This window comes from Rheinheimera texasensis, from assembly GCF_964031785.1.
Classification (GTDB): Bacteria; Pseudomonadota; Gammaproteobacteria; order Enterobacterales; family Alteromonadaceae; genus Pararheinheimera; species Pararheinheimera texasensis_A.
On the sequence record NZ_CAXIRE010000021.1, the window covers coordinates 485,396 to 505,658 of the forward strand.

At 53.8% G+C, this 20,263-nt stretch carries 16 protein-coding genes; 15 read left to right on the plus strand and 1 reads right to left on the minus strand.

Translation table 11 applies throughout. The features are described from left to right. Window positions 1-3: 3 nt before the first annotated feature. The 15 genes from ABNT34_RS13735 to ABNT34_RS13805 all read left to right on the plus strand — a co-directional run bounded on the left by ABNT34_RS13735 (window position 4) and on the right by ABNT34_RS13805 (window position 19,061). On the plus strand, window positions 4-1,215 hold the full coding sequence (locus tag ABNT34_RS13735; protein ID WP_348732549.1) for a TIGR03087 family PEP-CTERM/XrtA system glycosyltransferase: 1,212 nt from the start codon (window positions 4-6) through the stop codon (window positions 1,213-1,215). Continuing rightward, a complete protein-coding gene (xrtA, locus tag ABNT34_RS13740; RefSeq protein WP_348732550.1) occupies window positions 1,202-2,626 on the plus strand; it encodes an exosortase A in 1,425 nt (474 codons plus the stop codon). Before ABNT34_RS13735 ends, xrtA begins: the two co-directional genes overlap by 14 nt. Before the next feature lie 5 nt (window positions 2,627-2,631). After that, complete coding sequence (locus ABNT34_RS13745) at window positions 2,632-3,720, plus strand: TIGR03088 family PEP-CTERM/XrtA system glycosyltransferase (protein ID WP_348732552.1); 1,089 nt, start codon at window positions 2,632-2,634, stop codon at window positions 3,718-3,720. Between the two features lie 9 nt (window positions 3,721-3,729). Then, window positions 3,730-5,616, plus strand: coding sequence for an XrtA/PEP-CTERM system amidotransferase (locus ABNT34_RS13750; protein ID WP_348732554.1), 1,887 nt, complete (start codon window positions 3,730-3,732; stop codon window positions 5,614-5,616). Between the two features lie 12 nt (window positions 5,617-5,628). Continuing rightward, on the plus strand, window positions 5,629-6,837 hold the full coding sequence (locus tag ABNT34_RS13755) for a TIGR04063 family PEP-CTERM/XrtA system glycosyltransferase (protein WP_348732556.1): 1,209 nt from the start codon (window positions 5,629-5,631) through the stop codon (window positions 6,835-6,837). Beyond that, window positions 6,834-7,922 carry a glycosyltransferase family 4 protein gene (locus ABNT34_RS13760; RefSeq protein WP_348732558.1) on the plus strand — a complete coding sequence of 363 codons (1,089 nt, stop codon included), beginning with the start codon at window positions 6,834-6,836 and terminating at the stop codon, window positions 7,920-7,922. Before ABNT34_RS13755 ends, ABNT34_RS13760 begins: the two co-directional genes overlap by 4 nt. After that, the gene (locus tag ABNT34_RS13765; protein WP_348732560.1) at window positions 7,922-9,277 is read left to right on the plus strand and encodes an AMP-binding protein; all 1,356 of its coding nucleotides are present in this window, start codon (window positions 7,922-7,924) and stop codon (window positions 9,275-9,277) included. Before ABNT34_RS13760 ends, ABNT34_RS13765 begins: the two co-directional genes overlap by 1 nt. Window positions 9,278-9,388: 111 nt before the next feature. Then, on the plus strand, window positions 9,389-10,732 hold the full coding sequence (locus ABNT34_RS13770) for a putative O-glycosylation ligase, exosortase A system-associated (protein WP_348732562.1): 1,344 nt from the start codon (window positions 9,389-9,391) through the stop codon (window positions 10,730-10,732). Then, a complete protein-coding gene (locus tag ABNT34_RS13775; protein ID WP_348732564.1) occupies window positions 10,710-11,720 on the plus strand; it encodes a polysaccharide deacetylase family protein in 1,011 nt (336 codons plus the stop codon). The genes ABNT34_RS13770 and ABNT34_RS13775 overlap by 23 nt, the downstream gene beginning before the upstream one ends. A 40-nt stretch (window positions 11,721-11,760) precedes the next feature. Continuing rightward, window positions 11,761-13,002, plus strand: coding sequence for a hypothetical protein (locus ABNT34_RS13780; protein ID WP_348732566.1), 1,242 nt, complete (start codon window positions 11,761-11,763; stop codon window positions 13,000-13,002). Further along, on the plus strand, window positions 12,981-13,997 hold the full coding sequence (locus ABNT34_RS13785) for a polysaccharide deacetylase family protein (protein WP_348732568.1): 1,017 nt from the start codon (window positions 12,981-12,983) through the stop codon (window positions 13,995-13,997). The genes ABNT34_RS13780 and ABNT34_RS13785 overlap by 22 nt, the downstream gene beginning before the upstream one ends. Beyond that, on the plus strand, window positions 13,997-15,214 hold the full coding sequence (locus tag ABNT34_RS13790; protein ID WP_348732570.1) for a glycosyltransferase: 1,218 nt from the start codon (window positions 13,997-13,999) through the stop codon (window positions 15,212-15,214). The genes ABNT34_RS13785 and ABNT34_RS13790 overlap by 1 nt, the downstream gene beginning before the upstream one ends. A 15-nt stretch (window positions 15,215-15,229) precedes the next feature. Continuing rightward, window positions 15,230-16,732 carry a lipopolysaccharide biosynthesis protein gene (locus tag ABNT34_RS13795; RefSeq protein ID WP_348732572.1) on the plus strand — a complete coding sequence of 501 codons (1,503 nt, stop codon included), beginning with the start codon at window positions 15,230-15,232 and terminating at the stop codon, window positions 16,730-16,732. Between the two features lie 2 nt (window positions 16,733-16,734). Further along, window positions 16,735-17,871, plus strand: a complete 1,137-nt coding sequence (locus ABNT34_RS13800; protein ID WP_348732574.1) for a hypothetical protein — start codon at window positions 16,735-16,737, stop codon at window positions 17,869-17,871. 71 nt (window positions 17,872-17,942) lie between these two features. After that, window positions 17,943-19,061 (plus strand): acyltransferase, encoded by a 1,119-nt coding sequence (locus tag ABNT34_RS13805; RefSeq protein WP_348732576.1) that lies wholly within the window; start codon window positions 17,943-17,945, stop codon window positions 19,059-19,061. A 46-nt stretch (window positions 19,062-19,107) separates the two neighbouring features. On the opposite strand, the gene ABNT34_RS13810 is transcribed toward ABNT34_RS13805, so the two are convergent. Beyond that, a complete protein-coding gene (locus tag ABNT34_RS13810; RefSeq protein ID WP_348732578.1) occupies window positions 19,108-20,244 on the minus strand; it encodes a hypothetical protein in 1,137 nt (378 codons plus the stop codon). Between the last annotated feature and the right edge of the window lie 19 nt (window positions 20,245-20,263).

Genomic DNA, 20,263 nt, shown 5'->3' on the forward strand with positions numbered 1-20,263 from the left:
GGTATGGCGAAACCAAAGTTATTGTACCTGTGCCATCGCATTCCGTACCCGCCGAACAAAGGCGACAAGATCCGGTCTTTTAATTTATTAAAGGCGCTGTCGGCGCAGTATGAAGTGTATCTCGGTTGTTTTGTCGACGACGAATATGATTTTCAATATATCGACAAACTGGCGGACTGGTGTGTCGAATATAAATGTCGCCGCCTGCGAAAGTCATTTGCCAAGCTGCGCGGCCTCAGCGCTTTTCTGACCGGTAAACCGATCACACTGCCCTACTATGCTGATCATGAATTACAGCATTGGGTACACCAGACCATTGCCAAACATCAGATTGATACCGTCATGGTGTTTTCGTCTTCGATGGCGCAGTACGTCGATTTTCCACAATACGACCAGCTGCATCGTGTCATAGATTTCGTCGACGTTGATTCCGATAAGTGGCGCCAGTACGCAGACAATCAGCGCGGGGTGATGAGCTGGGTGTACCGGCGCGAATTCCGTCAACTGCAAAGGCTGGAGCAGCATTATTGTTCTGCCTTTAATTACAGCCTGTTTGTGTCACCTGACGAAGCTGCGTTATTCCGGCAACTGATGCCAACGACACTGAAAGACAAAATCCAGCCGTTGCTAAACGGCGTTGATGTGCAGTTCTTTGACCCGGCAGCAGTCACTAAAGCGCCGGAATATCCATTGCAACAGCCTTATCTGGTGTTTACCGGCGCTATGGATTATTGGGCCAATGTTGATGCCGTGCTGTGGTTCTGTCAGCAGGTATGGCCACAACTACGCGCGTTACGGCCTGATTTACATTTTTATATCGTCGGCGGCAATCCCTCAGCTGAAGTGCTGGCGTTACATGGCCAGCACCAAGTGCGGGTCACAGGCCGTGTCGATGATGTGCGGCCTTATATTCGCGAGGCTGAACTGGTGGTGGCGCCGCTGCGCATCGCCCGTGGCATTCAGAATAAGGTGCTGGAAGCGATGGCACTGAATAAAAAAATTGTCGCCAGCGATATGGCAATGGAAGGCATTAACGCGCCGACTTCGGCTTATCTGGCACAATCCGACGACGCAGCAGAGTTTCTGCAGCTCTGTAAAACCATGCTGCAACAGGAAGATGCACTTTGCACCAACAGAGAGTGGGTACAACAGCATTTTACCTGGCCTGCGACCTTGACGCCTTTGCCGGGTTATTTGCAACATGCTGAAAAATAACTATTTGCGGATACTGTCACTGTTTGGTTTGCTGTGCGCAGTCTGGGCATTGGTGTTCTGGCCAACCTTACAGAATATGGAAGCGGTCTGGCGCAGCTCAGACACTTATACCCATTGTTATATCATCCCGCTGATTGCCGCCTGGTTGCTGTATGACCAGCGCCAATTCATCAATGCGCCGGCAAAGCCGACTTTGTTGCCACTGTTGCCAGCCCTTGGCTGTGCTGCAGTCTGGCTGGTCGGTTATGCCGCAGACGTCAACAGCCTGACGCACTTCAGTGCTGTTTTTGTATTACAGCTGCTGACCTTGAGCCTGCTCGGCTGGCAACTCGGGCGCCAGGTGGCTTTCCCGCTGTTTTATTTAATTTTTATGGTGCCGTTTGGCGATGCGCTCAATCTGCCTTTGCAGGATTTAACCGCCACGGTCAGCGTCTATATGCTGAATCTGACCGGTATTCCGGTGCTGCGCGAAGGTTTGTATCTGACCACGCCGGTTGGCCAGTTTGAAGTCGCTGAAGCCTGCTCAGGTTTACGTTTTCTGATTGCCTCTATTGCCATTGGCACTTTGTTTTCGTTTTTAACTTACCGGGTTTGGTGGAAACATCTGCTGTTTGTCGGGGCCATTCTGGTCTTTTCGGTGCTGGCGAACTGTATGCGAGCCTTTTTCCTGATTTGGATCGGCGAAACCTCCAATATGCAATATGGCTTTGGCGCTGACCATTTTGTTTACGGCTGGCTATTTTTTGCGCTGGTGATGTTCAGCATGTTCTGGCTCGGCGGTCGTTATGCTGACAAAGCGCCAACCGGGCACGCCGGGGCCACGGTCGCAGTTCCGGCAGCATTTTGGCAACCGGTCGGTTGTGCTTTGCTGGTGTTAGGCGCAACGCTGCTATTACGTAGCCAAATCACTGAAATTGCAGCGCCGGCACAGGCCGAGCAACTGGCTGCTCCGACAGGTTTTAGCACTGAACCCGCCCGCCATTGGCAACCAGGTTTTCAGGATGGTCTGGCGCGTTTGCAAGTCTGGGATGCAACAGGCAATGGCTATCTATTGGCCCGTTATGGCCATAAACAGCAAAAAGGTGAGCTGATCAGTTGGAACAACCGTTTGTATCAACGCAAAACCTGGTCGGAAACGAACCACAAGACGCTGACACTCTCCGGTGAGTCCTATCAGTTGATGGAACTGCGTAGTGAATCCGGCGAACAGCAAGTGCTGTTTTATCAATACAGAATTGCCGATCACCGCACTACATCAGCATCAAAAGCCAAACTTTATCAGGTGCTGGCGTTACTGAGCGGCGACCAGAGTTATTCGGAAGTCCGGGCTGTTAACCTGCCAGGTGCTTTATTGGACATGCAGCCGCAGCAACTCGAACAGGCTGCAGCCCGCCTGCAGACACTGCCCTGACCAAGATGAAAAAACCTTTAATCGCCCATTTAATTTATTGTCTGGATACCGGTGGCCTGGAGCGGGTCATGCTCAATTGTATCCGCCAAATGCACGGCCAGGATTATCAGCATGTGGTGATTAGCCTGACCCACGCCACTGAATTTGCCGCGCAGTTGCCATCTGACGTCGCGGTGTATTGCCTGCATAAAAAACCGGGCGCAGATTTAGCCATGCACTGGCGGTTATGGCGTTTATTACGCGAGATCCAGCCCGATATCCTGCACAGCTACAATCTGGCGACGCTGGAGTATCACCCGGTGGCCTGGCTTGCCGGTGTCACAGGCCATCTGCACGCCGAACATGGCCGGGACATTTCAGATCCGAAAGGTGAAAACAAAAAGTATCAGTGGCTGCGCCGGCTCATCAGCCCGTTTTTACATTGTTATGTTGCCGTCAGCGGCGAACTGCATCAATGGCTCGGCGCTGTGGTAAACATCAGCGCGCGCAAAAACCGGCTGATTTATAACGGCATTAATCTGGAGCGTTTTTCGCCGCAGCAACAAAAAACTGAGCCTTTTACTTTTATCCATGTCGCGCGGCTTGCCACAGTAAAAGACCAGCATACGCTGCTGCACGCCATCGCTTTACTTCGCGCGAAAACCACCCTGCCGTTTCAGTGCTGGCTGGTTGGCGATGGCCCTGAGCGCCAGTCTTTGCAGCAAACTGCGGCTGACTTAGCTTTAATTGCACCAGAGCTGCAGTGGCTGGGGGAAAGGCAGGACATCGCCGAATTGATGGCGCAAAGTCACGCCTTTGTGTTGTCGTCAGTCGCCGAAGGTATTCCGATGACGGTGCTGGAAGCGATGGCCTCTGGCCTGACTATTGTCGCAACTGATGTCGGCGGCTTGCCTGAACTGATTAGTCCGGCGCAAGGTCAGTTGGTACCAGCCCGCGACGCTCAGGCACTGGCTGATGCCATGTTGGTATTTTTAACGGACCCGGCGGCAACTGCTGCCGCCGGTACCCAATGCCGGGAAAGAGTTTGCCGGCAGTTCAGTGAACAGGCTATGGTAGCGCAATACCTCGCGCTTTATCGCGAAATTAACCAATAGGAAGTTGTTATGTGTGGCATCGTTGGCATGTTCCGGCTCAAGCAGGGACGCCCGGTAGACGCAGCGCTGTTGGCGTCAATGAATCAGGCGCAGTTCCACCGCGGACCGGATGAAGGCGACCAGTATATCGATGAGCAGGTTGGCCTGGGCCATCGCCGCTTGTCTATTATCGACCTTGCCAGTGGGCAGCAACCGATGTCCGACGAATCGGGCCGTTATGTGCTGATTTTTAACGGCGAGATTTACAACTTCATGCAGCTTCGTGCTGAACTGGAAACCCTCGGGCATCAGTTTAAGACGCATTGCGATACCGAAGTCATCCTGCGTGGCCATATCGAATGGGGCGATAGCTGCGTTGAAAAGCTGCAGGGCATGTTCGCTTACGCCTTTTGGGATAAACAACAACAACGCTTGTTGTTGGCCCGCGACCGGCTTGGCATCAAACCGCTGTTTTACACCCTGCTTGATGACTCCTTATATTTTGCCTCTGAGCTGAAAAGCCTGAAATTACTGCCGGGTCTGGATAAAACCATCAACGCCAAAGCCATTGAGCAATATTTTGCGCTCGGTTATGTCGCAGAACCGGACACTATCTACAGCTCGGTGAAAAAACTCTGCCCGGCGCAAACGCTGGTGCTATCCACCACAGCGCCAACTCCACAGCTCAACACCTATTGGCAGCTGAGTTACCGGGAGCAAGTCGAGCTGTCAGATCAGGATTATCAGCAGCAGTTGGTTGAGCAGCTCAACACTGCGATCAGAAGCCACCTGGTCACCGAAGTGCCGCTTGGGTCGTTTTTATCCGGCGGTGTTGACTCCAGTGCCGTGGTGGCGCTGATCGCCGGTATGTCAGACCAGCCGGTGAAAACCTGTTCTATTGGTTTTGACGTCGCTGCATATGATGAAACCAGCTATGCGCAGCAGGTTGCCACGCGTTATCACACGCTGCACGACAGCAAAATCGTTAAAGCTGACGATTTTGAGCTTATTCCGAAGCTTGCCCATTTTTATGACGAGCCTTATGCCGATTCATCAGCACTTGCGACTTATCGTGTCTGTGAACTGGCGCGCAGTAAAGTGACGGTCTGTATGTCCGGCGATGGCGCCGATGAACTATTAGCCGGCTACCGGCGCTACAAGTTATTGATGGCTGAGCAGCAGGTGCGCGACAAGTTACCGCAGTGGCTGCGCAGCGCGGTGTTTAAACCGTTGGGTAAGCTTTACCCGAAACTGGACTGGGCACCGCGTTTCTTGCGCGCCAAAACCACTTTCCAGTCGCTGGCGATGGATTTAGTCGAAGGCTATTTACACGGTATTTCACTGCTGAAACAGCAACAACGCGACGAGTTGTTCTCTGACACACTCAAAGCGCAGCTGCAGGGCTACAACACGCTGCAGTTATTCCGCGAAGTCGCCGCTGATTTTGATGGCGCAGAACCCTTGGCGTTATTGCAATACATTGATATCCGCACTTATTTGGTCGGCGACATCCTGACCAAAGTCGACCGCGCCAGTATGGCCAACAGCCTCGAAGTGCGGGTGCCGTTTTTGGACCACAAGTTTGTTGAGTGGAGCGCCAAGGTGCCAACAGCGCAAAAACTACGCGCCGGTGAAGGCAAATATGTGCTGAAAAAAGCGATGGAACCTTATCTGCCAGCTGACATTCTGTACCGGCCGAAGATGGGCTTCCGCGTACCGCTGGCTGAGTGGTTCCGTGGCCCATTGCAACAGCAGGTCCGTGCTGCACTGCTCAGTGATGTGATCAAAGACAGCGGCCTGTTCCGGATGGACACCATCGCCCGCTGGCTGGATCAACACCAAAGCGGCCAACGCGACCACAGCACCGCTTTGTGGACGCTGCTGATGTTTGAAAATTTCCTGCGCCAATCGAACTAAAGGAACTCAGTTGTGAAGGTTTTGCATATTTTTGACCATTCAATTCCGCTGCATAGTGGTTATACCTTTCGCAGCCGTTCGATTTTAAACGAGCAGCGCGCGCTCGGCATTAAAACCTGTCATGTCACCAGCCCGAAACAAGGCAATGCCAGCGAGTCGGTCGATACCGTCGACGGCCTGACCTTTTACCGCTCAGCACAGCCAACGGGTTTGCTCAGTAAAATCCCGGGCCTGAATCAGCTGGCGTTAGTTGGACCTATGACACAGCGTATTCTTGCGGCCATCGACGCGGAAAAACCGGACATTCTGCATGCCCACTCGCCGGCACTGAATGGCCTGGCCGCCCTGCGCGCAGCCAAAATCAGCGGCTTGCCGGTGGTTTATGAAATTCGCGCCTTCTGGGAAGACGCCGCAGTGGATCACGGCACCTGCAAAGAAGGTGATTTGCGTTACACCTTAACCCGGCAGCTGGAAAACTATGTGGTGAGCCGTGCCAATGCCGTCACCACCATTTGTGAAGGCCTGCGTTCAGATTTAGTCTCTCGCGGTTATGCCGAAGATAAATTCACCGTGATCCCGAATGCGGTCAATATCGAGCAGTTTCAGCTCTGTGGCCCAAAAGACGCGGCACTGGAAGCCGAACTAGGACTTGCCGGCTGTGAAGTGCTGGGCTTTCTTGGTTCTTTTTATGCCTACGAAGGCCTCGACCTGGCGGTACGTGCCTTAGCCCAAGTGCATCAGCAGGCGCCGCAGCTGCGGTTATTGTTAGTTGGCGGCGGTCCGCAGGAACAACAACTGAAACAACTGGTACAGCAGCTTGGCCTCAAAGACAAAGTCATTTTTACCGGCCGGGTGCCACATGCCGATGTCGACCGTTATTACAGCCTGGTTGATTTGTTGCTGTATCCGCGTAAATCAATGCGCCTGACTGACCTCGTTACCCCACTGAAGCCGCTGGAAGCGATGGCGCAGGGTAAACTGGTGCTGGCCTCCGACGTTGGCGGTCACAAGGAACTGATTCGCGACGGCGACAATGGTTATTTGTTTCCGGCTGATGATGTCGAGGCGCTCGCTGCTAAAATGCTGCAGCTGTTAGCCGCCCGTGAGCAGTGGCCGCAAGTGCTGCAACGCGGCCGCGATTATGTTGAAAACGTGCGCAACTGGCGGGTCAGCGTCAGTCATTATCTGCCGTTATACCAGCGGCTGACGGAGCGCAAATGAGCCTGAAGCAGCTGACAATTGTTGGCCCGCTGCCACCACCGGCCGGCGGTATGGCTAATCAGACTGCCAAGCTGGCTGAACTGCTGCGCGCTGAAGGCTTGCAGGTCAACGTGATCCAGACCAATCCGGCTTACCAGCCCGCCTGGGTGGGTAAGTTGCCGGTGCTGCGCGCCGGCGTACGGTTGTGGCAATTCTTTCGCACACTACAACGTGAATTAACCCCGCAGGTGCAGCTGATCCATCTGATGGCGAACTCCGGCTGGTCCTGGCATCTGTTTGCTGCGCCGGTGATCTGGGTGGCACGGCACAAAAATATTCCGGTGGTGCTGAATTACCGGGGCGGTTATGCCGATGCGTTTTTTGCCAAATCCTGGGCTCGGGTTGACGCATCCCTGCGCCACTGTGCGGTGATTTTGGTGCCCTCGACCTTTTTGCAGCAAGTCTTTGCCCGCTATGGCAAAGACAGCGTCATAGTACAAAACGTGCTGGATACTGAGCTCTTTGTGCCTGTAGCAACAGCCGGCCGCGACGCTGACGCTCCGCATGTAGTTGTCACGCGCAATCTGGAAGCGATTTATGATGTCGCCAGCTGTATTCGTGCTTTTGCCGTCATTCAGCAGCAATTTCCGGCTGCGCGGCTGAGCGTCGCCGGTACAGGACCAGAGCTTGCAGCCCTGCAGCAACTGGTCAGTGAATTGCAACTCAGACAGGTGAATTTTGTTGGCCGTTTAACACCGCAGCAGGTCGCAGCGCTCTATCAGGATGCCGATTTAATGTTAAACGGCAGTCTGGTCGACAATACGCCAAACTCGTTAATTGAAGCCATGGCCAGTGGTGTACCTGTGGTGTCAACCGACAGTGGTGGTATTCCGCAGTTAGTGACGCATCAGAAAGATGCTTTGCTGGTTCCGGCCGGTCAGCCGGCTCAGCTCGCCAGCGCGGCATTAGCAGTGTTGCAGGATGCTGCGCTCAGACAAAGTTTAATCGAAGCCGGTCTTGCCAACGCGGCCCGTTTCAGTTGGCATAAAGTCTGGGAATTGTTACAACAGCAATATTTGCAAGTTTTGGCACGGAGAACACTCTGATGGCGAGTTCCTGGTACACCTGGCTGGTCAGCCGCTGCTTGTTTCCGCTGCATGAGCGGCTGAAAAAACATGACACTGTGGCCATTTTCCGCCAGCTGGAACAAAGCCAGTGGCAAAGCCCGCAGCAGCTTGAAGCCGCGCAGCAACAGCGTTTACAGGCCTTTATCCGCCGCATCAGCACTGAAGTGCCCTACTACCGCGATTTGTTAACACGCCTTGGACTCAAAGCCTCGGACATTCAAAGCCGCGCCGATTTGGTCAAATTGCCGTTTTTAGACAAAGCCACCATCCGCGCCCACAGCGAAAGCCTGAAAAACCCGCAGGCCACTTTAGTGCGGCCTTTTACCACTGGTGGCTCCAGCGGTACACCGCTGACATTTTTACTCGGTAATGAACGCATCAGCCACGATGTGGCCGAAAAATGGCGCGCCACCCGCTGGTGGGGCGTGGATATCGGCGATAAAGAAATTGTGGCCTGGGGCTCACCGATTGAGCTGAATAAACAGGACAAAGTAAAAATCTGGCGCGACAAACTGTTCCGCTCGCATCTCATTCCGGCTTTTGATTTAACCGAAGCGAAAATGCTGGGGTTTATTGAGCAAATCCGTGCCATTCAGCCGGCCATGTTATTTGGTTATCCGTCGGTATTTCACCTGATTGCCAAAACCGCGCAGCAGCATGACATCGACCTGACCGGTCTAGGCATCAAAGTGGTGTTTGTCACTTCAGAGCGCTTATATCCCTATCAGCGTGAACTGATTGAACAAGTGTTCCGCGCGCCGGTGGCCAATGGTTATGGCGGCCGCGATGCCGGTTTTATCGCCCATCAATGTCCGGCCGGCAGTATGCACCTGAGCGTCGAAGATATTATTGTCGAAATCATTGACCGCGACGGCAACCCGCTGCCCCCAGGGCAAAGCGGTGAAATTGTTGTGACGCATCTGGCCACGTCCGATTTTCCATTTGTGCGTTATCGCACCGGCGATATTGCTGCGCTGTCCGACAAAGTCTGCAGCTGCGGCCGTGGCCTGCCGGTGCTGGAAAATATCGAAGGCCGCAGTACCGATTTTGTTGTCGCCAGCAATGGCACTATGATGCATGGCCTGGCGCTGATTTATGTCATCCGCGAACTGCACGGCATCAGCAACTTTAAAATTGTGCAGGAAAGCCTGACCCATACCCGGGTGCAGCTGGTGCTGGAAAATGGTGACGCGCCGGCGCTGGCCGATAAAGTCCGCCACGGCTTAACCGCGCGCTTAGGCGCCGATGTTGAGATCAGCATCGAGTGGGTCGACCAGATAGCCGCTGAGGCTTCAGGCAAATACCGTTATGTGATCAGTAAGGTAACTGCTTAATGGAAAGCGCATTATTTGCTCTGGACCTGATTGCGGTCGTCGTGTTGTGTTACTTCGCGATGAAGCAGGACGATAAGGAACAGGCCGCAGCGACTCAGGAGAAAAAACACGATGCGTGACGCGTTTTTTCTGCTGATTTTTCCGGCGCTGTTGTATTTTTGCTTTAAAAAGCCCTTTATCGGCGTGACTTTATGGCTTTGGGTGGCGCTGTTTTACCCCAAAGGCTGGGTCTATGGTTTTGCCAGCGGCATCCGCTATAACCTGATCATCGTCGCCGCGACTATCCTGTCGTATTTCATGATCAAAAATAAACCACAGACCAAATGGGACGGCCTGAGCTGGCTCATTATGTTGTTCCTGTGTTGGACCTTTATTACCAGCGTGTTCACCATTTCAATCCCTGATATCGTCTGGACTGAGTGGATTGAGTTCCTGAAAATTTGTTTATTGTATTTCTTTGCCATCGCCATTATCCGCACCGAAACCCATATCAATGTACTGTTATGGGGCGTGGTGTTTTCGCTTGGTTTCTACAGCGTGGTCGAAGGCCTGAAATATATCAGCTCCGGCGGTGGCCACGTGTTATCCGGCATGGGCGGCCACGTGTTGGGTGACAGAAATGACCTGGCGGTGGGGATTATTCTGATGATCCCGCTGGTGGCTTATCTGAGCAGTATCACTGAGCAAAAATACTTAAAACTCGGCCTGACCGTGGTGATTTTTATGGCGGTGGTCTGTGTGCTGGGGTCTAATTCACGCGGTGGTTTTGTTGGTATTGCGGTACTGGGCGCGTATTTCTGGTTCCACTCGCGGCAGAAATTTATCTATTTACTGGTGGTGCCGGTCATCGTGTATTTCGGCCTGGAATTTATGCCACAAAGCTGGCATGCCCGGATGGCCACGCTGGAGAATGCTGATCAGGATATGTCATTCCTTGGCCGGATCATGGCCTGGAAACAAGCGATTTTAATGGCGATGGACAATATTACCGGCGGTGGTTTTAAAGCCGGTCAAAGTAACCTGATTTGGTTCCGCTATGACCCGCAGCAGAATTTAAACTGGCTGTTTGACACCTCCACTGTCTATTTTGATGGCGCTAAAGCCGCGCACAGTATCTATTTCCAGGTACTGGGGGACCATGGTTTTATTGGTCTGCTGCTGTTTTTACTGATCCTGTTTGTCGCGTTCTCTCAGGCACGGCTGGTGGCGAAACGACTGAAGAAACAACAAGGCATGGAAAATCTGGCCAAGCTCAGTTCGATGCTTAGGGTATCGCTGCTAGCCTATGCCATCGCCGGCGCTGCGGTGAGTCTGGCCTATTTCGATTTATTGTTTGCCATTTTTGCCATTACCCATGTGATGAACCGGATCAGTCTCGAACACCGAGCTCAACATTCGCTTCACGTTCAACCGGTTGCAAGGAAAGCTGTCCATGATCACCGCCACCATGCTTGAACTGTCGGTTCGTTGCCTGAACCTGTTTGGTTCGCGCCAGAGCTTTTCGGTGCTGAATTACCATCGGGTAATGCCCAATACTGACCTCTGTTCTGAGCAGGCCTTACCGCCGGAGTTATTTGCCGAGCAGTTACGCCACCTGAAACAACATTTTCAGGTGTTATCTTTGCCTGAGGCTTTTGCTTTGTCGCAGCGCCAGCAATTGCCGAAAAACTCCGTGGTGATCACCATCGATGACGGTTTTGCTGATTGTTTTGATTATGTGTTTCCGCTGCTGCAACAGCATGGCCTGACCGCGACTTTCTTTATCAGCACGGCAGGCCTCAACGAAGGTTATTTGTGGGAAAACCAGATCTCGCAGGCCATTCAACAGGCGCCGTCGCAGGTGCAGGCCATTGAAATGCTCGGCGTTAGTTATCAGATAGACAGCGCTGATAGCCGTCGCAGCAGCATTGCCGCACTGACCGAACAGATTAAATATCAGCCTGTTGCGACGCGGCGCACCAGTATCACGCAGCTGCTGGAACAGACCGGCCAGCCGAAGATGGTGCACCAGTTTGTCAATGCTGACCAGCTGCGCCAAATGCATCAGGCCGGCATGACCATCGGTGCCCATACGGTGAACCACCCGATTCTGGCGCTGGAAAACCCGGAGCAGGCGCGGCTGGAAATCGCCCAAAGCAAAACCGAACTGGAACAGATCATCGGTGCGCCCATCGAGTTTTTCGCTTACCCCAATGGCAAATATCAAACCGATTTTACCGATGCCCATATCGAGATGGTGCGCGAACTTGGCTTTACCGCCGCATTCAGTACCGACTGGGGCGTGGCTGAAACCCGCGCCGACCTGCTGTTTCGCTTAAAACGCTTCACGCCATGGGACAGAGACCCAGCACGCTTTTGCCTGCGCCTGGCGCTGAATAATCTGGCGGACCGTTCTCATTTTAAAATTTTTCAAAGTCGGGTAAGACAACATGTCAGCTCCTAATTCATCGCCAGCGCACGCTGGCACACAGCAGACCACAGGCATGGCCGCGGTAGCTAACGGCAAAGCCGCCATACCAACAGGCAAAGCCGCGATACTAGTGCCGCAGGCCGACTCGATGGGCGCCATCGGCGTGATCCGCTCCTTAGGCCAACATGGTTACGCCGTGCATGCCGCCTCGAGCAAAGCCGGCGCTTTAGGCTGCCAGTCGGCTTTTGCCAGCGCCAGCTATCGGTGCCCGCCTTATGACGACAGCAATTATCTCCCCTGGCTGCGCGATATCATCCGCACGCAGCAGATTGCCGCCATTATCCCAAGTGAAGGCTTTTTGCTGGCTATTCGCCATTGTTTTGCTGAGTTCAGCCCGCTGATGGCCATTCCGGCAGATCCAGAACTGGTCTACGGCTGTTTATCCAAAGTCTGGGTGTTTGACAAATTTCTGCAAAGTGACGATGACAGACTACGTCAGCATATCTCGCGCACTGCGGTACTGAATCAGCCGGCGGAACTGGATGCAGTGGATTTCAGCCAATGGCGTTTACCGTTTTTTGTCAAAGGCGATGGCTTTTACGCCAAACGAGGTGACCAGGCGCTGGTGCGTAAAGTGCGCTCAGTGGCAGAGGCGCGGCAGGCGGTATTGGAGGCTTTTGCCGATTTCGACAAAGTGCTGTTGCAGGATTGCAGCAGCGGCGTGAAAGCCACCGTCAACCTGTTGATGCAGGATGGCAAAATTCTGGCCGAATCGATGGCGGTCGCCAGCCACGAAAATCCGCACAGCGGCGGCCTGACCTCGCTGCGCAGCAGCTGGTGGCATCAGCCGATGTATGAAGATGCGGTGCTGCGGATGCGCGCATTGAACTGGAATGGTCCGGCCATGGTTGAGTACAAGTGGGACGCTGCCAGTCAGACTTTTGATTTTATCGAACTGAATTCCCGGTACTGGGCTGCGCTCAATCTGGATATCCACGCCGGGCTGCATTTTCCGGTGATCCAGCTGCAGTCGTTTTTACAGGGGCAGACGCCGGACACCGCGCAGCGCCTGACAAAAATCATCACTGTACGCCACGCCTTTCCGGCCGATTTTGGTTATTTATTATCCAAATTAAAAGATCCGCAGGTGGCGCCTGTAGCCAAGTTAAAAAGCGCAGTCGGCTTTTTGCTGTACTTTATCCATCCGGGCGTTAAATCAGATTTGAATTATCCGGGTGACAGGCGGCTGGCCTGGCTCAATACCAAGGCATTTTTGACTGAATTGGGACAAGCATGTCTAAAAAAATTAAGTTAACCCTGTTAAAGCTGGCAGAGCTATTTGGCGTGTTTGCGCTGTGCCGTTATCTCTACCGCAATCACCTGCGTGTGCTGTGTTATCACGGTTTTGCCTATGCCGACGAGCACCTGTTCCGGCCAAAACTGTTTATGACGCCGCAAACCTTCCAGGCACGGCTGAAATATCTGGCCAACAGCCGCTATCAGATTGTGTCCTTAAGCGAAGGCCTGGCTCATCCAGAGCGGCCGCTGCAGCTGGCGCTGACGATGGACGATGGCTGGTCCGGCACGGCGGAATTAGTCGGCGATGCGCTGGCTCTTCATAAGTTTCCGCTGATGTTGTATGTCACCAGTTATTATGCCGACAAACAAATTCCGGTATTGAATGTCGCGGTGTCGTACCTGCTGTGGAAAACCACAGCCAGCGCCTTACACCTGAAAGTGCCGGGAGTCGATGCGTCGCTTGACGCCAGCCTGCCGGCGCCAGACGCTGCGGCGTTGGTCCGGCAAATTTGCCAGATGATTGATCAGTTACCGGAGGCCGCCTCACGCGCTGAGGTGCTGTATCAGTTGGCTGAGCAGCTGCAGGTGTCGTTACATCAACAAGGCCGCCCGCTGTTCCGTTTGCTTGATGCTGATGAGCTGCGCCGCCTGCAACAAGCCAATGTTGAGCTGCAGCTGCACACCCATCGCCATTGCAGCCCGCTGGATGCGGTAGCCTTAGCGGCTGAAATCGAGCAGAACCGCCAGTGGCTGGCCCAATTTACTGCACCCTCCACGTTGGTGCATTTCTGTTATCCCAGCGGCGAATATCAGCCGGCGCATCTGCCGTTGTTGCAACAAAATGGCGTACAGACCGCAACAACCACCCACATTGGCCTGCACAAGCAAGGTTCTGATGTGCTGCAAATCCGCCGAATTCTGGACGGTGAAGACGTACATTGGCTGGAACTGGAAGCGGAATTATCCGGCTTCAGCGACCTGGTGCGCCGCGTGCTCGGAGTCGCGAACTGATGGCCAAGCCGCTGAAAATTTTATTGATTGCTTTTGAGATGCCGCCGGCACGCAGCGCGGGCGTGCAGCGGCCTTACCGCTTCGCCGAATATCTGGCAGAAATGGGCGCAGAGCCTTATGTGTTAACAGCGAGCGCAGATATTTATCAGCGCTTTGACCACGAACTGCAGATTTCGCCATTGCTACAAGACCGCATCTTTCGCAGTAAAGCCACAGACGCCAGCAAACTGTTTTCACTGTTTGGCCGCTCGCCGGCTGTTGCGGCGGTGCCAGATCGTTACTGGCCCTGGTATTTCAGTGCCGTCGCGCTTGGCCAGCAGCTGATACGTGAACATGACATCGATTTAATCTGGTCCACCTACCCGGTACTGACCACCCATCTGATTGGCCGCAGTCTCAGCAAAAAAACCGGCAAGCCGTGGGTAGCCGATTTTCGTGACCCGCTGCAATGCCATTACAATCCGGCCTATCAGCACTTTAATGGCCTGATGCGTTATCTCGAGCGCAAGGTCATCACGCAGGCAAGCGCTGTGGTCACGACCAGTCAGGCGGCTGCCGGCTTGTATCGCAGCCTCTACCCGGCCGAACCGCCAGCCAAGTTTCAGATCATTGAAAATGGCTTTGTGCCGCTGGATTTACCGCCAGCGACGACACCGGATAAATTCAACTTGCTCTACAGCGGCGCTTTGTACGGCAATGGTCGTGATATCAGCGGCATCTTCCGTGCTATCGCCGACTTACAGCAACAAGGGCTGATTCGTGCAGATAATTTTGTGCTGAAGTTCCGCGGCAGTGCCAAGCCGGAGCAATTTGCCGCCACGCTGGCGCAGTTTGGCATCAGCGCATTGGTTGAGTTTCTGCCGGCAGTGCCTTTTATGCAGGCGCAAGCCGAGATGATGCAATGCTCGGCCAATTTGTTAATTCAGGACCAGATTTTTAACTATCAGGTCCCGGGTAAGCTGTACGACTACATTCAAAGTGGCAAACCGCTGCTGGCTATTTGCCCGCCGGACAGCGCCACAGCGCAGGCCTGTTTGGCCATGCCAAACGCTGTGCAGGCCTGGCAGCAGGCTGAATTGACCACGGCGCTGCAGCGTCTTATCACTGAGCCGCCGCAACCGGGCCTGAGCCCGGCGCAAGCCCAGCCATTTAGCCGGCGTCAGCGCACGGTGGAACTTATGGCGCTTTGTCAAAAACTGCTGAACCAACAACCTTAATATTGTGGAACCTGTGTGGACCAACTGAAAAATAAAACGCTGCAAGGCCTGATGTATCTGGGGCTTGGTAAAGGCGCAGCCAAACTGATTTCTTTCGTCAATACGCTGTTACTGGCGCGGCTGTTAACCCCGGAAGATTATGGTCTGATGGCGCTGGTGATGGTCGTCGTCGGCTTTATCGGCTTTTTTAACGAAATTGGCCTTGGCAGCGCCATCAAGCACCGGCTGGATATCAGTCAGGCCGAATTAAACGGCGCTTTTTCGCTGGCGATCCTGATCAGTGCCTCGCTTTATGCCGGCCTTTATGCTGCCAGCCCATTTTTAGCCAGTTATTTCGGTTATCCGGTGCTCAGCGACATGCTGCAGGTGGTGGCGCTGAGCTTTATCATCGGCGCTATTGCCACAGTGCCGGATGCGCTGATCGCGCGGGACATGCGCTTTAAACTCTATGCCGGCATCGATTTTGCGATGATTTTACTGCAGTGCGTGGTCACGCTGTTACTGGCCTGGTTTGGCTTTAAAGCCTGGGCACTGGTGTGGGGCTTTTTAGCCTCACAGATTTTTAAAACCTGCAGTATTTTCTGGTTCAGTCAGTGGCGGCCAAGCCGCATCGGCGATTTACGTGCCGCCCGCGCCCTGATGAAATTTGGCGTCACTGTCACCTATTCGCGCCTGACCTGGTATTTCTACAATAACGCCAAAACCGTGATCATCAGTAAGGTGTTAAGTGCGCAGCAAATGGGCATTTATTCGATGGCGGCGACTTTATCGTCACTGCCAACTCAGTACATCACCAGCCTGGTGATCCAAATCGCCGCGCCGCTGTTCTCGCGGATGCAAACCGACCTGAGCCGGCTCGATAACGCCTTGCGCCGGCTGACCTCAGGGATTGCGCTGATGGGTTTTCCGATCATGGCCGGCATGGGCCTGACGTCTGCAGAACTGGTGCCGGTGCTATTGGGTGATAACTGGCTGGACGTGGTATTTATCCTGCAAATTCTCTGTTTGCTTGGGCTGGTGAAGTCAGTCGACCCATTGATCACTCAGGCCTTTATTTCAATCGGCAAACCCAATATCACCGCGAAATACACCACCTTGTGTGCTGTAACTATTCCGCTCAGTGTCTACATCGGCGCGGTATTTGGCGGCTTGCCGGGCGTGGCGCTGGCGATGGTCATCGCCTACCCGCTGTCGTCGATTTATTTGTTTTATCAGGCCCGCCGCGTGCTGGATTTCTCACTGCGTCGTTACCTGCGCGCGCTGCAAACGCCGATTGAAGCTTGTCTGTTTATGGCGGCTGTGGTCTGGCTGACTCAGCTCGGTTGTTATCATTATCTGCCGCAGCAGCTGTTGCTGACACTCATCTTAAAAACCGTCGCCGGTATTTCAGCTTATGGTTTTTATCTGGTCTATGTGCGCCAGAGCGGGCTGCGGGATTGCTACGAAGTGCTGACTGAATTAGGCGTCAAACCAGCCAAGCTACAGCGCTGGCCTTTTACCCGATTAAAGGAACAATGATCATGCAACGAACTCAGGTGGTGGTCGTTGGCGGCAGTGCCAATGCTTTAGGTGTGTTGCGTTCATTGCCGCATTGTCAGTTGACACTGTTATGTGACTCACCCAATGCGCCGGCCTGGCACAGCCGCTTTGGCCAGAAAAAGCTGGTGGCTGATACTAAAGCGCCCGGCATAGTGCAGGACTTGTTAGCGCTGGCGCCGACCTTTGCCGGCGTTAAACCGGTGTTATTGCTGACCGAAGAAAAAACCGTGTTGCATGTCAGTGCGGCGCGCGACGCCCTGGCGCCTTTTTATCAGTTTTTATTTTGCCCGCATCCGCAACTGGTGGCTCTGCAATCGAAAGAAGGTTTTGCCGAAGCAGCACAACAAGCCGGCAGCCCGGTGCCGCAAGGCGTGGTGTTACACAGCTCGGCAGATTTAGCCGCCATTGCAGCGCTGCAATATCCTTGTGTGTTTAAGCCGCTGGAGCAAAACGAAGCCTATAGCCGCAAGTTTAAAAAAGCCTATAAAGTCCAGTCCGCAGCAGAAGTCGCCACTTTGTACCAGCAAATTGAACCTGTGCTCAGCGAAATGATTGTGCAGGAATGGCTGGAAGGCCCGGACAGCGCCATTTATTTTTGTCTGGCGTTTTACGACCAACACAGCAAGCTGGTGCAAAGTTTCACCGGCCGTAAATTACGCTCCTGGCCGTTACAGGTCGGTGGCACCGCCGCCTGTACCAGCGCGCCGGAAGCGGCGGCAGAACTCGAAACGCTGACCACGCAGTTTGTCAGTGCCATTGGTTATACCGGCCTGATTGGCATGGAATTTAAGTTTGATGCCAACCGCGGCGGTTATTACATGATTGAGCCGACGGTCGGCCGCACCGATTATCAGCATGAAATCGCGACCTTGTCCGGCACCAATCTGCTGGCGGCTATCGTGGCGTTTTTTGCCGGTGAGCCGACGCCAGCGGTACGCGCTCACAACAACGTGGTGTGGTTTGATGAAATTGCCGACGCCAATGCCTTAGCGCACGGCGCGCCTGCCGATCAGTGCAGCGATTATACTCAGGTTGCGGCTGTGCGGCGGCTGACCGACCCGCTGCCGGGAATTCAGGCTTTGCTGCAGCGGATAAAACGCCGGTTTAAGCGTCTGTAACAGGCTGGTAGCACATGAAGAAGATGCACGGCGTCTGAAAGTGAAATTAGTGTTGGTAGTAAGGAAGATGAATGGATAAGCAGTTTTCACTGTATCTGGATCTATGCCGTTTTATCGCTGCGGTCGTCGTGGTCCTTACCCATCTCATTGATTTTAATATTCTGGCGCCGCAATTCAGTTATCTGATCCCAACCAACGGCCGTGACGCCGTCATTGTGTTTTTTGTGTTGTCAGGTCTGGTGATTTTTTACACCGCCAACAAAGCGCCAATCACGCTGTCGGATTACATCACAGCTCGCGCCACGCGGATTTATTCAGTCGCAGTACCAGTGTTATTGCTGGCGGTTTGTGTTGACCTGATTGGCCTGCAGTTTAATCCGGATAACTACAGCGGCCTGTATCAATACGCCAAGTTGTATATTTATCTGCCCTTTCATCTGGCCTTTTTAGGCGAAATTTGGACCATCTCGGAACAGCCTTTTACCGTACCGCCGTATTGGTCTTTGGGTTATGAGGTGTGGTATTACGCCTTGTTTGCCTTGCTGTTTTTTTATCGTGGGTTAAAACGGGTGATTTTGTTCACTGTGTTATTGCTGGCGGTGGGCTACAAACTCTGGTTATTGTTCCCGATCTGGCTCGCCGGTGTGTTATTGCTGTGGCTCATCGAGCACACAACCCCAAAACAATGGCTGGCCTGGTTGTTGTTTCTGTCGCCGCTGGTGCTGTATCCGCTGTACAAATTCACTGAAACCGACAAAGTGCTGATAGCGCTTGGCGAGCAGCTGTGGCCATTTGCGCAGTTGTCGCTGGGCAGCGCGGCCAAATATGGCTCGGATTATCTGGTTTGTGTGCTGTTTTTCAGTCACCTCTATGGCGCCCGTTTTGTCCGGTTGAACTGGCTGATGCAGTTCCAGCGTCCAATCACGCTGCTGGCGTCTTACACTTTCACGCTGTATCTGGTGCACGCGCCGGTGATGAAAACCATTGAGCACAATATGACGATTGATGCCAACAGCATCAGTACCTCTTTGGCGGTACTGGCGCTGGTGGCGGCCGTCACTTATGGCCTCGGCACTTTGACCGAGCAGCGCAAGCATCTGTTTAAACCGGCGGTGAAACGCGGCGTGCTGGCACTGAAACAGGGGGTGTTGCTGTTACGTCTGGCGCCACTGCTGCGGCCAAACCGCTAAGAATTTAAGTTTGTTGCAGCCTGTGTCTTTTGCCGCACAGGCGGTTTTAAGCAGATGTCGATTGCAGTAAATACAAACCGTAATGGCCAGGCTGACAATTCACCGGGGAATACAATAACTGCCCCGCCGGCGTTGTGCCTTTCGGCAGCAGCAGATAACCATATTTGCTGACACCGCGCCGTGGCTGATGTTGATAATCCAGGCTTAGCAATTGTTGCCAGCCGCCATCAGCAGGCCTGTGCCACAACGCAGCCGTTTCCGGCGTGGGTTGCAAGCGGCCCGGTTCATAAGTCGTTTGCAGCCAGACACTGCCGTCTGCACCGGTCAGCGCCGCATACACCGGATTGCCGACTTGCTGCAATAACATTGGTGCACCGGCCGCTGCGCCACTCTCGTCAAGCTCCACTCTGTACAGCTGGTTCATCGCCTCAGCCGGTGCGTCTTTGCCGGCATCCATGCCCCATTCGATGCCATTGGCGTCAAACCACAGCGCAATAGCCCGCCACTGCTGACTGCCACGGCCCAGGCAATGCAAAGTGGCAAATTCATCGTCGCTGTAATAAATCGCCGATTCTGCGTCGGTGTCGCCGCTACATAACCACAACCGGTTACGCAATGGGTCGTAATGAATGGCGTGTACATGTTTGATTTCACTGCGGCTGAATTGCCAGCAGACGTGTTGCTGCTGCGTCGCCGGGTCAAAGCAGATGACGCGGATGTCTCTGCTGTGGCCATTGAGGTACTCGCCATAATACAACTTGCCACTGACGCCATGTTCAGCAATGCCACCGCGCAGCGGCGGCGCCGCTTTTGGTGTTAGTGCCAGAGTCTGCGCACTGGCGATGACCCCGCTTTGCCCGGCGCGGTACAGATAAATCCGGTCATAAATAATCACGATATCGCCGCGGCGGGTCTGATGCACATGACCAAGGCCGGCAGTCGGCCGCAGCCATTGCAGCAAAGCGCTGCGCGCCAGCGCGTCTTTGATGCGGCCTGTGAAGCTTTGTTGCTGCGCCGGGACGCGGCAAACTTTAGTTAAGGCACCGCTTTGATAGTGATAACGATACACCCAGTGATCGCGCACACAAAGCGCTGACTCAGTATCGGTCCAGTGCACCAGCATCTCTGGTGCAATCAGCCGGCTGCTGTAACCGGCGTTGATACTGTGTTGTTGTTCCGTCACCCGCTACTCCTTCTGCGTG

Coding starts and splice junctions, on each gene's coding strand:
- xrtA (WP_348732550.1), top strand. CDS start 1,202: ATGCTGAAAAATAACTATTTGCGGATACTGTCACTGTTTGGTTTGCTG.
- ABNT34_RS13780 (WP_348732566.1), top strand. CDS start 11,761: ATGGCCGCGGTAGCTAACGGCAAAGCCGCCATACCAACAGGCAAAGCC.
- ABNT34_RS13790 (WP_348732570.1), top strand. CDS start 13,997: ATGGCCAAGCCGCTGAAAATTTTATTGATTGCTTTTGAGATGCCGCCG.
- ABNT34_RS13750 (WP_348732554.1), top strand. CDS start 3,730: ATGTGTGGCATCGTTGGCATGTTCCGGCTCAAGCAGGGACGCCCGGTA.
- ABNT34_RS13775 (WP_348732564.1), top strand. CDS start 10,710: ATGATCACCGCCACCATGCTTGAACTGTCGGTTCGTTGCCTGAACCTG.
- ABNT34_RS13735 (WP_348732549.1), top strand. CDS start 4: ATGGCGAAACCAAAGTTATTGTACCTGTGCCATCGCATTCCGTACCCG.
- ABNT34_RS13745 (WP_348732552.1), top strand. CDS start 2,632: ATGAAAAAACCTTTAATCGCCCATTTAATTTATTGTCTGGATACCGGT.
- ABNT34_RS13805 (WP_348732576.1), top strand. CDS start 17,943: ATGGATAAGCAGTTTTCACTGTATCTGGATCTATGCCGTTTTATCGCT.
- ABNT34_RS13785 (WP_348732568.1), top strand. CDS start 12,981: ATGTCTAAAAAAATTAAGTTAACCCTGTTAAAGCTGGCAGAGCTATTT.
- ABNT34_RS13770 (WP_348732562.1), top strand. CDS start 9,389: ATGCGTGACGCGTTTTTTCTGCTGATTTTTCCGGCGCTGTTGTATTTT.
- ABNT34_RS13800 (WP_348732574.1), top strand. CDS start 16,735: ATGCAACGAACTCAGGTGGTGGTCGTTGGCGGCAGTGCCAATGCTTTA.
- ABNT34_RS13765 (WP_348732560.1), top strand. CDS start 7,922: ATGGCGAGTTCCTGGTACACCTGGCTGGTCAGCCGCTGCTTGTTTCCG.
- ABNT34_RS13760 (WP_348732558.1), top strand. CDS start 6,834: ATGAGCCTGAAGCAGCTGACAATTGTTGGCCCGCTGCCACCACCGGCC.